Genomic DNA, 15,102 nt, shown 5'->3' with positions numbered 1-15,102 from the left:
CCTCGACATCACAACCGAGGGGCCTTTTGAAATGCGATGCGTCCATTGGCTTTCGCAGCAAAGCTGACCACCGCCGGTGATACCGGTCCGCAGCGGGTCGTCCCCCTGGTCGACCTGATCGCCCTGCAAATACTCGTCGTCGTCGGCATCGTCGTCGCGCTGGGGCTGGACCGACCCGGTTGGCAGGGTGCAGTCGCGGGTCTGGTGGTGGCCCTTCTCCTCGTCGCCCCGATAGCCAGGGGCACGACAGCGCCCAGGGCGCTGGCGTTGCGCGGGAGCTTTCGGCGCAACCGACGACGACGCACCGGTAAATCTGCGCCCGCGTCACTGCCTGCCGAACCGTTCGACGTGCCGACTCCCGACGGCCAACAGATCGGATTCCGTTGGAACGGCACAACTTTGCTGTCGTTGCTCAAGATCGACGAAAACCCCAGGGCGTTGACGGTTTTGGAGCCAGGGGTCACAGTTTCCGGGGAGATGGTCCCGGTGCAGGCTCTGCTGGACTGTCTGCGTCAGTTCGATATCACGCTGGAGTCCATCGACATCATCAGCCAGGGCGCCCGCTCGGCCGGCCACACCGACGTCGCCGCGGTGTACGACTCCGTGCTGGGACCGCTGCCCGCGATCGCGCAGCGCACCGTGTGGATTGCCGTGCGGTTCAACCCGTCACGATGCGCAGAGGCGGTCCGGCGCCGTGGCGGCGACCGCGACGGCATCCTGCGTGCCGCCACCACCGCGACCCGCCGCGTCGCCAACCGCCTGGCCGAGGCGGGCCTGCAGCCCCAGTTCTTGTCCGCGAGCGGCATCGCGGCGGCGACCAATCAGCTCAGCGACGGGGTCAGCCTCGGCACCGTCGAGGAAACCTGGGAGGACTGCCGCGAAGGCCAGTTCCGGCTGTCCAGCTTTGCCGTGCAGCCGAACATGCTGACCACGGCCGGCCTCGGATTGTTGTGGACGGTTCCGAGCTACTCCACTACCGTGTGTCTGTCGCTGCGTGAGGCTGCCGATCACGGCAGCGAGGAAGACCTGGTCCAGGTGCGCGGACTCGTCCGCTTCGACAGCGACGTGCGCGTTCCCACCCAGTTGCGCGGCCTCACCCCGTTGCACGGCCAGCAGTTCTCGGCGCTGGCCGCCACGCTGCCGATCCCGGCGGTCCCCGGGTCCCGGCAGATCGAGCACTGGGCGTCCGGCCTTCGCGCCGACGCGCTCAGTGAGCTCGCGCTGCCTGCCTCGGGCTGCGGCCAGGTGATCGGCGCGGACCAGGAGGGCCGGGCGGTGGCGCTGCCGCTGTTCGGTCCGCAGATCCGTCGGGTGGAGATTGTGGGGACCCTGCACCTGGCTCAGCAGGTGGTGCTGCGCTCACTGGCGTTGGGGGCCCGGGTGCTGGTGCACAGCCGGCGTCCGGCCTTCTGGCGCGACATGGTCGAGGTGGTCGGGCGCCACGACCTGCTGTGGGTGGCCGACTTCAATCGGCGCGCCATTCAGGCCGGGTCGGAGCGCAACTACACCGTCGAGATGTTCGACGGTGTACCGGAGCAATCGGTGCGGATCGGGGTCACCGCCATGGTCGTGGCCCCGCCGAACACCCGGCCATCCGATCAGGCCGACGTGGTCCTCGACCTGATCTCGCTGGAACACGACACCGTCAAGGTCAGCACCCAGGCCGGCTCGGCGGTCGTCACGATGGTCGCCACCGACGACGAGATGCGTTATCTGAGAGCATCCGCGAACAGCATCGACTGATGTGAAGGAGTGATCGTGGTCAATCCGCTTCACCGCAACCTGTCCATCCTGGTGGTGGTGCTGGGCCTGGCCGACTACGGCGTCAGCTTGGGACCGGCGGACGCCGGCGGCGGCAACGACTGGCACGTCCGGTTCGCCGTACTGGCCGCCCTGACCGCCGCTATCGGATTGCTGCCCAATCAGACTGGTCGCACCTGGCTCAGCGCCCTCCTGGCCGCCGCGGGCTTTCTCGACGCGCTGTCCAGCGTCGTCACCGCCGGCTCGGGCTGGGTGCTGACCACGATCGTGATACTCAACGGACTACAGGTCGCGGCCGCCGCCGCGGCCCTGTGGCTCGCACCGCAGCCGGCCGCAACCACTGCCACCGGCGGATACGAGGCCTACCTCGACTACTACAACCAGGCCGTACAGCAGTACTACCAGCAGGGCGCTGTGGCACAACCGGATTCGGCGCAGCGCAGTGCCTACGGACAAGCCTATGGCCAGGCGTATGCCCAGTCCTATGCCCAAGCCCCGGCCGCCACCCGGGCCACGCAACAACCAGCCCAGTACGGCGATTACGCCGATCTGCTTTCGACGCAACAGGATTACGGCCGGAGCGCCGCCGCAGCGCCGGCTCAGCCCGAAGGGTCCGTCGCCCCGCCCGGGCGCGCCGGAGCGGGTCCGGCCCAGTCACCCGCCACGCACGTGCCGTACCGCGCCGACGAATCAGCGCGGCCGGGTCAACCGATGTAGCAGCCAGGCGAAGGGCACCGTGACCACCAACGTCACGAGGAACAGCACGGTCGCCGAACCGGTGTACACGTGCCAGCCCAGTACGAACTCCATGACCAGGTCCATGGCGACCACGTGCAGCAGGAAGATCTCGTAGGAGATCTCGCCGAGAGCGACCATCGGTCGGCTGCCCATCACCCGCGCGTACAGTCCGTTGTCCCCCAACGCCAACGGAGCCACCACGAGCGTCGCGATGAGCACGTAGAACATCGTCTTCGCCACGTCCTCACTCACGCCGAGTGTGAGCGCGGTGGTGGTACCCGCTATCGGGGTCGAGACCACCAGGTAGCAGGCCAGCGCGAGGGGCAACGTCGCCATCGCGTAGCAGCGCACGCCCATCCGCGCCAGTACCGCCAGCATCATCCCCCCGACGAACCAGACCAGATAGTGCGGCAGCCAGGCCCCTCCGCCCACCGGCAGCCAGTCGGTGTTGTGCAGCAGGACCAGCCAGAGCGGGCTGATCGCAGCCAGGCCGGTCAACCCGACGAGCAGCAGCACCGGCCGAAACCGCCTGCGACACAACATGACCAGCAGCAGGTAGGCCAGTAGCGGCAGCACCGCGTAGAACGCGACCTCGACCGCCAAGCTCCACATCTGGCTCAACCCCTGATGCAGATACTCCGTGAAGTAGTTGTCGCTGTAGATCTGGGTCAGCGTCAGATTGCGCAGCAGGCCGGCCCAGGTGTGGCCGGGATTCGGCTGCACGGGCCGCAGCTCGTAGATGCCGTAGACGAGCAGGACGGTGACGACGTATGCGGGCATGATGCGGCGGAACCGGTTTCGCGCATAGCGGCGGACGCTCGGCGCATCGGAGTCGGCGGCGGCCGCCCGTACCCACGGACCGAACAACAGCAACCCCGAGAGCACGAAGAAGATCGCCACCCCGACCTCGAGGCGCGCGCTCATCAATCCCACGTACCCCTGCGAGAGCAGGCCGGTGCCGTACGCAGCGTGGGTTCCCATGACCGTCAGCGCGGCGACCGCGCGCACCCCGGTGAGTGACGCGACACGATCCGCGTGCGAGACCTGCTCGAGTCCGCCCTGATCGTCCTCCACCTCTGACGTCATTTGGCCATTCTGCTGCGCGCACAGCCATTCGCGTTGTTGCATCGCGGTGTGGGTGAAGAGGTCAGGAACACCGAGTTCAGCCGCGCGCACCGGCAGGAGTACCGGCGCAAGGTGCAGCTGTGCCTGGACGTTTTCGAGACCATGCTGGCCCAGTCGAGTTTCGAGTTCGAGCGTCCGCTGACCGGCATGGAAATCGAGTGCAACCTCGTCGACAGCGAATACCAGCCCGCGATGACCAACCAGGAGGTGCTCGCCTCGATCGCCGATCCGGCCTACCAGACCGAATTGGGCGCCTACAACATCGAATTCAACGTTCCGCCACGTCCGCTGCCCGGCCGGGCCGCGCTCGAACTGGAGGAAGAGGTGCGGCTCAGCCTCAATGCCGCGGAGACCAAGGCCAGCGAGGACGGCGCGCACATCGTGATGGTGGGCATCCTGCCGACGCTGATGCCCGAGCATCTGTCGGGCCCGTGGATGAGCGAGTCCACGCGGTATCAGGCGCTCAACGACTCGATCTTCACCGCCCGGGGCGAGGACATGCCGATCGACATCTCCGGACCGGAACGGCTCAGCCTGCAATCGGCGTCGATCGCGCCGGAGTCCGCGTGCACGAGCATGCAGTTGCACCTGCAGGTGTCCCCCGCCGACTTCGCCCGCAACTGGAATGCAGCCCAGGTGCTGGCCGGGCCACAGCTGGCAGTGGGGGCCAACTCGCCCTATTTCTTCGGCCATCAGCTGTGGGCCGAGACCCGCATCGAGCTGTTCACCCAGTCCACGGACACCCGGCCCGACGAGCTCAAAGCCCAGGGCGTCCGGCCCCGGGTCTGGTTCGGCGAACGGTGGATCACCTCGATCTTCGACCTGTTCGAAGAGAACGTGCGGTACTTCCCGTCCCTGCTGCCCGAGCTGTCCGACGAGGACCCGGTGGCCGAGCTCGCGGCAGGCCGGGCACCTCAGCTGGCCGAGCTGCGGCTGCACAACGGGACCATCTATCGGTGGAACCGCCCCGTCTACGACGTGGTGGACGGGGTCCCCCATCTGCGGGTCGAGAACCGCGTGCTGCCCGCCGGCCCGAGCGTCGTCGACATGCTGGCCAACGCGGCGTTCTACTACGGCCTGCTGCGGACACTGTCCGAGGAGGACCGGCCGCTGTGGACCAAGATGAGCTTCGCCGCGGCCCACCACAACTTCGTCGAGGGTGCCCAGCACGGGCTCGACGCCCGGTTGTACTGGCCCGGTCTGGGCGAGGTGACGCCCGATGAGTTGGTGCTGCGCAGGCTGCTGCCGATGGCGCACGACGGGCTGCGGCGCTGGGGTGTGGCCGCGGAGGTGTGCGACCGCTATCTGGGCGTCATCGAAGGCCGTGCCAAGACCGGCCGCACCGGGTCGACCTGGCAGGTCGCAACGGTCCAAGCCCTTCAGGCACAGGGGATGACCAGGCCCCAGGCGCTGGCCGAGATGCTACGACGCTATGTGCAGCGGATGCACAGCAACGAGCCCGTCCATACCTGGGATTGAGACGCGTACGTTGGAGGAATGACTTCTGAACAGGTCTTGGACTGGGATGGCGCGTACAAGGGGGAAGCAGGTTTCGAGGGTCAGCCGCCGTGGAACATCGGTGAGCCACAACCCGAGCTTGCAGCGCTGCACCGGGCCGGGAAGTTCGAGAGCGACGTGCTCGACGCAGGCTGCGGGCATGCCGAGTTGTCACTGTCCCTGGCGTCCGACGGCTACACCGTCGTCGGGCTGGACCTGAGTCCGACGGCGATCGCCGCGGCCAACAACGCCGCGCAGGTGCGCGGGCTATCGACGGCCAGTTTCGCCCAGGCCGACATCACCTCGTTCACGGGGTACGACGGCCGGTTCAGCACCGTGATCGATTCGACCCTGTTCCACTCCCTGCCCGTCGAAGGACGCGACGGGTACCTGCGCTCCATCCACCGGGCCTCGGCGCCGGGTGCGCACTACTACGTGCTGGTGTTCGCCAAGGGTGCCTTCCCCGCCGAGTTGGAGACCAAGCCCAACGAGGTGTCCGAAGACGAGCTGCGCGCCGCGGTGTCGAAGTACTGGGAGGTCGACGACATCCGGCCGGCCTTCATCCATGCCAAAGCCATGGCGGTGCCCGCGGATGTTCCGTTCGAAATGCCGCCACATGACCGCGACGAGAAGGGCCGGATCAAGTTCCCGGCGTTCCTGTTGACCGCGCACAAGGGTTAAGCCGCGCGGCAACCCGTCATGTACCAGAACGTTTACCCTCGACTGGCGGATCGGGTTGGCTGTCATTCGCGGAGTAGGCGTAAATAGTGCCGCGGAACTTGAGGTACGGGGTGCTCATGAAGGCCCGAAACACCATCACGCCACCGAACAGTAGAGAGAGTATGAGCCCCAACTTCCAGTTGGGGGGATATCCAATGAAGAATGCTGACGCTGTGGCGATGAAAAACCCGCACCAGAAGATGCGCCGTCCGAGCCGACGATTGTGGCGAGGCGCCAGGTAGGGAAGCAACAGCCCTGCAAACGTCATCACAAAGAAGAGAAGCTGCACTACTGGCCGCTTCGTCGCCCAGGCACGTCCCGCAATACCCCGGCGAACTGCTCCAGATCCTCGGCAGTCGTGTCGACATGCGGTGACACCCGCAGCACCGGCTTGCTCATCTCGAACGGTGCCCGCGCCAGTTCACATGCGGTGGTGACGATCCCGAGTTCGGCGATCAGCCAGGCCCGCACCGCGGTAGGATCGGCACCATCGGTGGGTTCGAGCGTGGTGATCGCGGTGGGTTCATCGACACCTTCTACGACGCGCCAGCCGGGCACCCCGGCGAGGATCTGCCGCGCGGTGCGGCCCACCTCGGCGAGCCGGCCGCGGACGAGATCCGGTCCAGCGGCGAGGTGTTCACCCAGAGCAACCGAGTATCCGATGCGCGTGGCGGCATTGTGCTCACCGTGCTCGAAGCTCTGCAGCACCGACACGGGCACATCCCACGACGCGGGCGGGAAACGCCGCTGCAGCCGCCCGACGAGTTCCGGTGCCACCGCCAGGAAGCCCACGCCGCGGGGCCCAGCGAGCCATTTGCGTGACGACGAGTAGATGGCGTCGGGGCTGACGTTGCAGTCCAGGTGCCCGAACGCCTGCGCGGCATCCACCACGATCGGGACCCCCGCCTGGCGGCACACCGCGACCATCTCGGCCAGCGGCTGAGCCAGCCCGCGGTGGCTGGCCAGCGCGGTGAAGTGCACCAAAGCTGGTGGATCAGAGGCGAACCGGCGGGTCACCTCGTCGACCACGACCCGGCCGTCCTCGTCGACAGGCAACGCGCGCACCTGAAAACCGTTGGCGGCCATGACCGCGAGGTTTGGCCCGAATTCCCCGGGCAGGCAGGCCAGGGTGCGCTCTCCTGCCCAGCTGCCGAGCAGCAGATCCAACGAATGATTGGACCCCGTCGTGTACACCACGTCGGCGGCGTCGAGGCCGGTCAACGCCGCAACCGCGGCCCGCCCTGCTGCGAGCACCGGCGCGGCTGCCTCGGCCGCGACGTACCCGCCGACTTCGGCCTCATGACGGGCATGCGCGGTGACCGCGTCGATGACCGCGAGACTCTGCCGCGAGCAGGCGCCACTGTCGAAGTGCAGGCCTGCGACCTTCGGCCGGGCGTCGGCCCACTGCTGCGCGAGGCTCATTTCACCGCCAGAGACAGGCCGAAATCACCGGCTTCATCGGTCCACCAATGGGTCTGCTGCAAACCGGCTTTCGCCAGCTCATCGGCTACCCCGGCGGCCCGGAACTTGCAGGACACCTCGGTCAGCATCTCCTCGCCGGCACCGAATGCGACGTCGAGATCCAGCGCCGCCACACGAACTTGCTGCGGCTCATCCGCCCGCAGCCACATCTCGATGCGCTCCTCGTCGGGATTCCACTTCGCTACGTGCTCGAAGGCGTCGAGATCGAAATCGGCGTCCAGTTCACGGTTCACCACCGACAGCACATTGCGGTTGAAAGCGGCGGTCACACCGGCACTGTCGTCGTAGGCGCTGACGAGCCGCTCGGTGTCCTTGACCAGGTCGGTACCCAACAGCACGCTGTCGCCGGGCTGCAGGGTGTCGGCCAGTGACGCCAGGAAATCCGCCCGCGGACCTGGGGTGAGGTTACCGATCGTCGACCCGAGGAAGGCCACCAAACGGCGTCCGACTGCCGGGATCTTGCCCAGGTGCTCCTCGAAATCTCCACATACCGCGTCAATTTCGATGCCCGGATACTCCTGGCCGATGGCATCTCCGGCAGAACGAAGCACACTGGCGTCGACGTCGAACGGGATGAACCGGCGCAACTGGCCGCCGTCGCGCATCGCGTCGAGCAGCATTCTGGTCTTCTCCGAGGTGCCGCTGCCCAACTCGACGAGAGTGTCGGCACCGGCAGCCGCAACGATCTCCGGCGAGCGGTGCGTGAGGATCTGCGCCTCGGTTCGGGTCGGGTAGTACTCGGGCAGCCGAGTGATCTGGTCGAACAGGTCGCTGCCCACCGAATCGTAGAACCACTTGGGTGGCAGCATCTTCGGCGACTGGGACAACCCCTCGCGCACATCGCGACGGAGCGCGGTGGCGGCGGAATCGGCCGCTAGATAGTTGGACAGGGTGAGCGTCATACCGAACCTTTCAGTGGGGTGAGCTCGACGTCAGAGCCGGCCACGGTGACGAGGTGCCGGTCCGGGATGTCGGACCAGCCGGGATCGTCGTCGTAGGGTTCACTGGCGAGCACGACGCCGTCCGGCGTTGCCAGCATCGACAAGGTGTCGCCCCAGGTGGTGGCGATCATACGAGAACCGTTGGCAGCCAGGATGTTCAGCCGGGCATTCGGATCCAGCGTGCCGACTTCGACGATGGTCTGCCCCAGCGCGTCCAGACCACGCGCGAAGATCAGCGCCGCCAGCACCGCGCTGTCCACAGTGGATTCGGCTTTCCCGGTCAACGGCAGAACCGCGCGGTCCACCACCCCGTTGTGCGACAGCAGCCACTGCCCGTCGGTGAACGGCGCCGAGGCCGAGGGCTCGATCGGCATGCCGATGGTCGCCGAACGCACGGCCGCGACCACGCATCCACTGATCAACGCCGGCGCGACCGAGGCGAACGACGCGTCGCCCCACAGCGGCTTGTCGCTGCGCCACCGTCGGGCCACACCGGAGTCGAAAAACCCCGCGCCCCAACCATCGGCGTTCATCAAGCCGTTCTTCTGGCGACGGGGCGCGTACGACTGCACGAGCAGGCCCTGCGGTGGATCCAGCATCAGCGAGGCCACCGACCGCGGTGCGCCAAGCCACCCGATGTGCCGGCACATCAGACGTCCCAGGCCAGACGCACACCGGAGAAGATCTGCCGCCGGATCGGATGGTCCCAGTTACGGAAGCTCGGGCGCAGGATGTCGGCGGACACCGCCCACGAGCCGCCGCGCAGGATCCGGTAGTCGCCGTCGAAGAAGGGTTCGGTGTAGCGGTCGTAGACCATCGGGGTGAAGCCGGGCCACGGCCGCAGCGGGGATGTGGTCCACTCCCAGACATCGCCCAGCATCTGCTCGACGCCATAAGCCGACGCTCCGGTGGGATAAGCCCCCACGGGTGCGGGCCGGCGCGCCTCACCGCCGAGGTTGGCCAGCGCCTCGGTGGGTTCCGAAGTACCCCAGGGGAATCGGCGCCGGATTCCGGCCTCCGGATCCCAGGCGCAGGCCTTTTCCCACTCGATCTCGGTGGGCAGCCGGGCCCCGGCCCACGCGGTATAGGCCTCGGCTTCGAAGAAGGTGACGTGCTGGACCGGTTCGTCGGCCGGAATGGTCTCGATGTGGCCGAACCTGGTGCGGGTTCCGTCGGGACCCCAGAACGCGGGCGCCACCAAACCCGCTTCCTGACGATGCGCCCATCCGCGTTCCGACCACCAACGGGACTGCTGATATCCGCCGTCGTCGATGAACTCGCGCCATTCGGCATTGGTGACCGGCACCCGGCCGATCCGAAAGGAGGCCACGTCGACAGAGTGCGCCGGACGTTCATTGTCCAACGAATGCGGTTCGGACAGTTCGTCGACGCCGAGCACGAACGAGCCGCCCGGGATCAGCACCGAGGTGCCGGCCACACCAGGGCGACCGGCGGGCAACGCGCTGCCGGTGTCGAGCAGTGGTAGCCCGGTCCGCATGTTCAATGCCTGCAACATGGTCTCGTCGTGCTGGTTCTCGTGGCTGATCACCAGACCGAAGTTGAACGCGGGGTCATCGGTGTCGAGGGAGTCGAGTGCATCGAGCGCCTTGGATCGCACCGTCGCGCAATAGGTTCGCGCATCCGCCGGCGGTAACAACGGAAGGTCGACGCGACTGGCCCGCGAGTGCACGAAGGCGTCATACAGCCGGTCGACCTCGGGATCCAGGATGCCCGGACGGTCCGAGTTGCCAGCCCGTAGCAGCCACAGCTCCTCCTGCTGACCGATGTGGGCGAGGTCCCAGACGAGCGGGCTCATCAACGGGCTGTACTGGCGGTGCAGTTCAGCGTCGTCGAAGTCGACCAGGCGCAGGGTACGTTCCCGCGCCCGGGTGAGCTGCTGCGCCAGCGCCTCGCGTGTCGTCAAAGCTCGCCCTTCACCAGTTGGCTCATCGCAGAAGCGATTCCATGGCCCACGACCTGGTCGGCGAAATCGTCGGCCGGGCAGCGTCCCTCCTGGACCGAACGCGCCAATCGCTCCATCGATTCCGCGAGGTCTGACGGCGCCCGCTCCGCCGCCGCCGACACGCACGCGATCGCCGCGTCCTGCAGCCGTTGATCGGTGAGCCCGATCCGGGCGGCCCGGTCCCATGCGGTGGCAACCGGGGCCGTCGCCTCGGTGGCGATCGCGGCCGCCTCGGGTTCGTCGAGAAGAGTGGTCAGCATGAACACCACCGCGGGCCATAACGCATCCGGCACGCTGTCGAGATAGCGGATCTCCAACCAGCGCCGCGGCCGGACCGGCGGGAACAGCGTCGTCAGGTGGTATTCGAGGTCGGCTTCGGTGGGACGGCGGCCGCCGAGCACCGCGCGTCCGTCGGCCCAGTCGGCGAACGGGACCCAGTTGGTCACGGGGACGGCATCCGGGGTGTTGACCAGCATCACCGGCGCCCGCAGCGCGTAACGCGCCCAGTCACTGGCCGGATCGTCCCCGTCGGCGCCCAGGACCGGGCCACAGCGGGCGGAGTCCAGCTGACTCCACACGCGCTGCCGCGAGGACTTCCAGCCGGTGAACTCCCCACGCAGCATCGGCGAATTCGCGGTGATGGCAATCATCGTGGGACCGAGGGCATGCGCCAGCCGCACCCGCTGCGCCCAACCGTCCCGCGGCCCGGCATCGAGGTTGACCTGAACCGACGCGGTCGACGTCATCATCGCCGCCCCCGGCTCGGCCGACCCGCTGGCCGCGAAGAACGTCTCCATGGCCTGATAGCGCGGACCCGGGTTGACTCGTTGAGTGGGCCGCACCGGGTCGGCACCCAACAGCACCAGACCCAGACCGCGGCGTTCGAACTCCGCCCGCAGCACGGCCCGATCGGCGAGTAGGGCGGCGGTCGCGGCCGACGGTCCGTCGGTCGGGGGGCCGGACAGCTCCACGGCGCCCCCGGGTTCGACGGTGATCCGGCTGTCGCCGGGCAACGCGGGCACCGACGCGATCACCTCTGAGATTTCATCCCAGCCGGGGCGTCGCAGTGGATCCTGGAGGTCGAAACAGTGTGCCTCGATCTCGAGGCCTACCTTCCCGACCGGCCCGTCATCCAGACAGCGGGCTTCGATGAACGCCGCGGCGTGTTCGGCGCTGGTGAACTCGACGGGAGCTAGACGGGCCGCATCGGTCGTGACGGGTACTGCCAACGCAACCACCCCTCCCGGTCCTCACCGGATCAAACGGCTCGGTTCTGTTCCATCATCCAGATAGGACCGACATCTTCTACTGCCCCAGCGTGTTCTGCATGGCTCCGGCCAGCACATTGACCGCGGGACCTGCGTTGCCGGACTGGCACACCTTGGCTTGTAGCAGCACGTTTTCCCGTTTGCGGGTGGTGTTGAAACAGCGACGGTCGGTTCCGGCCTCCTGTTTCACCCAATCTGCGTCGGTAGCGCTCGCCGGGCCGCCGGTGAACGTCCACACCTGGGTGACGAAGTTGTCCAGGTGCATCGCGGTGGTCTGGCCCGAACACCCGTTGGTGCGGTCCACCACGCGGTGGAAGGCACGGTCGGCGGCCTCCGGCGTCGCGAACACCCCGATGGCCTGTTTGACGAAATGGCTGTCGTCGCCGGCCGCCGTCTGGGTGGTCGCGCCGTTGAACGAAGCGAGGTCCGGGTCGTTGAACACCTCGGGCAGCCCGACATCGGCCCAGTTGTTGCACACCGGGTTCTCCACCGAGAAGCCCTGGAACGGGACAGTGAACTCGGATTCCCACGTCATCGGGGCACCGATGATGTTGCCCACCGAACCTTTGGGCATGACGGCATAGGACACGACACCAGGATCCGAGGGGCGCGCACCCGCAGGTGCAGCCAATGCCAGCGCGAGACTGGCCAGCCCGAAACCGACAGTCAGGGCACGCATGGCCTCGATCATGCCAGTTAGTGAACCGTCCGCGTGCAATAGGTTCGCGCCGGCGACGGATAAGGCCAGGCGTAGTGCCCTGTTTCGGCTGGGCAGGCCGACCCGTCCCGAACGTCGAGGCGCTGTGTCACCTGGACCATCACCCCTGGGCCGCGCTCGGTGCGCGCGGTGCAATCGGCCAGCTCCACCATGCCCGCGGGCATGCCGAGTTCGTAGCAGTGGTTGGCGACGAGATTGGGGACCAGGCACAGGCGTGCGGTCGACGGATCGGCGAGCGCGGCGGGCAGGTGCTGGTACTCGGCGCTCGGGCAGGCCCCGGTGCGGTCGGCGATGGCCCCGACGGTGTAACTGGGGTCGGTGTCGCAGGAAACTCGGCCGGCCCGGGTCACCTCAGGGGCAGCGGGTGTGGCGGCCGGGACGCTCACGCAATCGCCGACCGCGAAGACCATGGCCGCGCCTCTCCCGGGATCCGCGCCGCCGCTGCATCCGGCAGCCAGCACCGGCACTGCGAGCAGTGCGGCCACCAGCGTCCGATTGCGGGTCATGGTTAGCGAGAATCTCACGATTCCGGGGGTCTCACCCGATGCTTGGCTGAAAAGCCAGGCGCCCCGGCCACCAAGGGGTAGTGGCCGGGGCGTCCGTGGGCTGCAGAGTGGTCTTATGCGGTGACGGCGCTCTTCTGGCAGTCGGCGCAGATTCCCCAGAACACGACCTCGGCCTCGTCGACGGCGAAACCGGCGAGGTCAGAGGGCTCCAGGCAGGGGGTCTCGCCCACTGCGCAATCGACGTCGGCGACCACGCCACACACCCGGCAGACCAGGTGATGGTGGTTGTCGCCGGCGCGGGTCTCGTAACGCGCCGAGGAACCTGCAGGTTCGATCCGACGGACCAGACCCGCGTTGACGCAGGCGCGAAGGACGTCGTAGACCGCTTGGGTCGACACCGAACCGAGGTTCTCGCGAGCCAGGCCGGCCACATCGTCTGCAGTCGAATGAGGGTGGTCGGCCAGCGCCTGGAGAACCGCGACCCGCGGTGCGGTCACGCGCAGCCCGGCAGCCCGCAACAGGGCCTTGGGGTCGTGTTCATGCACCGTGGTCACGGCTCCAGTATGCGCGCTCTTTGGAGTCAGTCCAAAAGAGTGGGCTGTGATTATGGTCGCGCGGGCGGTGCCGGTGTCGGCGGGGTCTCAGGACGCTCAGAGCCGCCGCCCGGACCGCCGGGTCCGCCAGGCCCCCATCCGGGGCCGCCCGGGCCGAATCCGCCGGGCCCACCGGGACCCCACGGCGGCATCATGCCGTGCCGTGGCCCCATCTGGCCCGGGCCGCCACCACCGGGTCCGCCGTGGTGGAACATCATCATGCCGCCACGGTCATGGCCGCCGCGATGGTGATGGCCGCCGCCATCGGAATGCGCGCCGAGGAAGAAGCCGGTGCCGAAGACCACGGCGACGATGAAAACGCTGCCGGCGGCGATGCCGACCCACGCGAGCGCCTGCATGAGCCGGCTCGGCTTGTTCTCGGCGGGCGGGGGTGTCACTACTGCCGGCTGAGCCGCCGGTGCGACCACCGGCTCGGTCGCAGGTTCAGGATCGGGGGGTGTTTCAGTCATGACACGAGCATGCGAGCACTGCTGAGGTGCAGATCAAGAATTGGCTATGAATCAGCTGTGAAGGCCCGGGACGCGGGCTGAGTCCACTTCGCCGTTTTTGACCCAGAGGGTGCTCGCACACGCGGACCACAGCCCTGCGGTAGAAATCGGCGCGAAGGCGCACGGGAGGGCGTGCGCGAAGCGAAGGCGAGCGCTACTGCTCCCACGGCTTGAATGGGTTCACCGCGTACTGGATGACCCGGTACGGGGTGCCACCGCGCGCCATGGTGTTCCACTGGCTGATGAAGACCCTGACCTGATCCAGCGTGGATCCCGGTGAGATGTAGCCGCCATAGGGCTGGGCCAGCTGGTTGACCTCCGGCGGGGGCAACGAGTCGACCGGGTCCGGCCAGGCACTGGCGAACACGACCGTCGTCACCGGTGCACTACCCAAACCGGTCGGGTCGTAGGCGACCCGCACCTCCATGTTTCCGTTGGTGGCGTTGAAGTAGGACAGCACGGGCTTGCCGTCGATCTGCCGGATGCTCATCTCCCCCACTCGGTCGGAGAACAACGCCGTCGGCGGCTTACCCCAACCACCCGACGACGACCACCCCTGCCAGCCGGCCCGGTCGGTGAAGTTCTTCGGGTTGGCCCGGTACAGGAACGCCGGGCTGCTGCGGTCGAAGTTGTTGGCCAGGATGTACACCCAACCGCTGGGCGAATCCGGCGCCGGGACCGGGTCGTAATAGCCGGTGATCTGTGACTGGGCGCCGCCCTGATACTTGGCCTCCCGCACCGACCCCGGGACCGTTGGCCAATTAGGCTGGGCCGCATCGGCTTTCACCAACCGGGAACTCTGCGGCCGCAGTTCCTTGGTGGTGGTCACCAGCATGTAGTTCTCGCGGTTGATCGAGATCACGCCGGCAGGCAACTGCGACGACCCGGGCGGCGCGGCGTCGGCCAGCAACGGCTTGTCCACCCCGGTCACACCGCGGTAGCGGACGCCGCCGGCATCCTCGATCGAATCGGCATCCACATGCAGCGCCACCGGTGAGTGCCAACCGCCGAAGCCGACGGCCTGTCCCGCGAAGCTGTCACCACAGACCTGCAGCACCCGACTGGGGAACTCCATGAACTCACACAGATCGGTGGCACCGATGCCGTAATCACGGGTGGGAGTACCGGTTCCGGCGCTCGGACCGATGCGTAGCACCTGACCGGGGGCCAACGGGGGCACCACCGGATCGCCGAAGGCGGGGTTCGCATGGGCGGTAGGCGCTTGCCAAACCGCCGCAGCAAGTATCGCGACAGCGGCGAACCTGCGGGCTGGGCTCACCC

At 67.6% G+C, this 15,102-nt stretch carries 16 protein-coding genes; 4 read left to right on the top strand and 12 right to left on the bottom strand.

Annotated elements, in window-relative coordinates:
• Positions 1 to 36: 36 nt before the first annotated feature.
• Both eccE and AC4LGL_RS19285 read left to right on the top strand, forming a co-directional pair.
• A complete protein-coding gene (gene eccE / locus AC4LGL_RS19290; protein WP_491840186.1) occupies positions 37 to 1,743 on the top strand; it encodes a type VII secretion protein EccE in 1,707 nt (568 codons plus the stop codon).
• Between the two features lie 15 nt (positions 1,744 to 1,758).
• Entirely contained in the window at positions 1,759 to 2,478 is a 720-nt protein-coding gene (locus AC4LGL_RS19285) for a DUF5336 domain-containing protein (protein ID WP_491840185.1), read from the top strand.
• On the opposite strand, the gene AC4LGL_RS19280 is transcribed toward AC4LGL_RS19285, so the two are convergent.
• Positions 2,452 to 3,585 carry an acyltransferase family protein gene (locus AC4LGL_RS19280; protein ID WP_491840184.1) on the bottom strand — a complete coding sequence of 378 codons (1,134 nt, stop codon included), beginning with the start codon at positions 3,583 to 3,585 and terminating at the stop codon, positions 2,452 to 2,454. The two genes, AC4LGL_RS19285 and AC4LGL_RS19280, sit on opposite strands and share 27 nt — an antisense overlap.
• Before the next feature lie 48 nt (positions 3,586 to 3,633).
• Here AC4LGL_RS19280 and AC4LGL_RS19275 point away from each other — a divergent pair, with 48 nt between their 5' ends.
• Positions 3,634 to 5,103 (top strand): glutamate-cysteine ligase family protein, encoded by a 1,470-nt coding sequence (locus tag AC4LGL_RS19275; RefSeq protein WP_491840183.1) that lies wholly within the window; start codon positions 3,634 to 3,636, stop codon positions 5,101 to 5,103.
• 18 nt (positions 5,104 to 5,121) lie between these two features.
• Entirely contained in the window at positions 5,122 to 5,802 is a 681-nt protein-coding gene (locus AC4LGL_RS19270) for a class I SAM-dependent methyltransferase (protein WP_491840182.1), read from the top strand.
• A 16-nt stretch (positions 5,803 to 5,818) separates the two neighbouring features.
• Here AC4LGL_RS19270 and AC4LGL_RS19265 read toward each other — a convergent pair whose 3' ends face one another.
• The 11 genes from AC4LGL_RS19265 to AC4LGL_RS19215 form a co-directional block, all read right to left on the bottom strand.
• Complete coding sequence (locus tag AC4LGL_RS19265) at positions 5,819 to 6,130, bottom strand: hypothetical protein (RefSeq protein ID WP_491840181.1); 312 nt, start codon at positions 6,128 to 6,130, stop codon at positions 5,819 to 5,821.
• On the bottom strand, positions 6,130 to 7,263 hold the full coding sequence (egtE, locus tag AC4LGL_RS19260; RefSeq protein WP_491840180.1) for an ergothioneine biosynthesis PLP-dependent enzyme EgtE: 1,134 nt from the start codon (positions 7,261 to 7,263) through the stop codon (positions 6,130 to 6,132). The genes AC4LGL_RS19265 and egtE overlap by 1 nt, the downstream gene beginning before the upstream one ends.
• Positions 7,260 to 8,225, bottom strand: coding sequence for an L-histidine N(alpha)-methyltransferase (gene egtD / locus AC4LGL_RS19255; protein ID WP_491840179.1), 966 nt, complete (start codon positions 8,223 to 8,225; stop codon positions 7,260 to 7,262). Before egtD ends, egtE begins: the two co-directional genes overlap by 4 nt.
• Complete coding sequence (gene egtC / locus AC4LGL_RS19250) at positions 8,222 to 8,914, bottom strand: ergothioneine biosynthesis protein EgtC (RefSeq protein WP_491840178.1); 693 nt, start codon at positions 8,912 to 8,914, stop codon at positions 8,222 to 8,224. The genes egtD and egtC overlap by 4 nt, the downstream gene beginning before the upstream one ends.
• Positions 8,914 to 10,188, bottom strand: coding sequence for an ergothioneine biosynthesis protein EgtB (egtB, locus tag AC4LGL_RS19245; RefSeq protein ID WP_491840177.1), 1,275 nt, complete (start codon positions 10,186 to 10,188; stop codon positions 8,914 to 8,916). The genes egtC and egtB overlap by 1 nt, the downstream gene beginning before the upstream one ends.
• Positions 10,185 to 11,456, bottom strand: a complete 1,272-nt coding sequence (egtA, locus tag AC4LGL_RS19240; RefSeq protein ID WP_491840176.1) for an ergothioneine biosynthesis glutamate--cysteine ligase EgtA — start codon at positions 11,454 to 11,456, stop codon at positions 10,185 to 10,187. Before egtA ends, egtB begins: the two co-directional genes overlap by 4 nt.
• Positions 11,457 to 11,532: 76 nt before the next feature.
• Positions 11,533 to 12,174, bottom strand: a complete 642-nt coding sequence (locus AC4LGL_RS19235; protein ID WP_064957376.1) for a sensor domain-containing protein — start codon at positions 12,172 to 12,174, stop codon at positions 11,533 to 11,535.
• A gap of 17 nt (positions 12,175 to 12,191) precedes the next feature.
• Positions 12,192 to 12,719 carry a hypothetical protein gene (locus tag AC4LGL_RS19230; protein WP_491840175.1) on the bottom strand — a complete coding sequence of 176 codons (528 nt, stop codon included), beginning with the start codon at positions 12,717 to 12,719 and terminating at the stop codon, positions 12,192 to 12,194.
• Between the two features lie 113 nt (positions 12,720 to 12,832).
• The gene (locus AC4LGL_RS19225; protein ID WP_055118294.1) at positions 12,833 to 13,273 is read right to left on the bottom strand and encodes a Fur family transcriptional regulator; all 441 of its coding nucleotides are present in this window, start codon (positions 13,271 to 13,273) and stop codon (positions 12,833 to 12,835) included.
• A 50-nt stretch (positions 13,274 to 13,323) separates the two neighbouring features.
• Positions 13,324 to 13,782 (bottom strand): hypothetical protein, encoded by a 459-nt coding sequence (locus AC4LGL_RS19220; RefSeq protein ID WP_491840174.1) that lies wholly within the window; start codon positions 13,780 to 13,782, stop codon positions 13,324 to 13,326.
• 193 nt (positions 13,783 to 13,975) lie between these two features.
• Positions 13,976 to 15,100: a DUF4185 domain-containing protein gene (locus AC4LGL_RS19215; RefSeq protein WP_491840173.1), complete on the bottom strand. Its 1,125-nt coding sequence runs from the start codon at positions 15,098 to 15,100 to the stop codon at positions 13,976 to 13,978.
• Positions 15,101 to 15,102 lie beyond the last annotated feature (2 nt).

The organism is Mycolicibacterium arcueilense (assembly GCF_058536225.1).
Note: the sequence above shows the minus strand (reverse complement) of the source record. Positions and strands in the feature narration are given on the sequence as shown.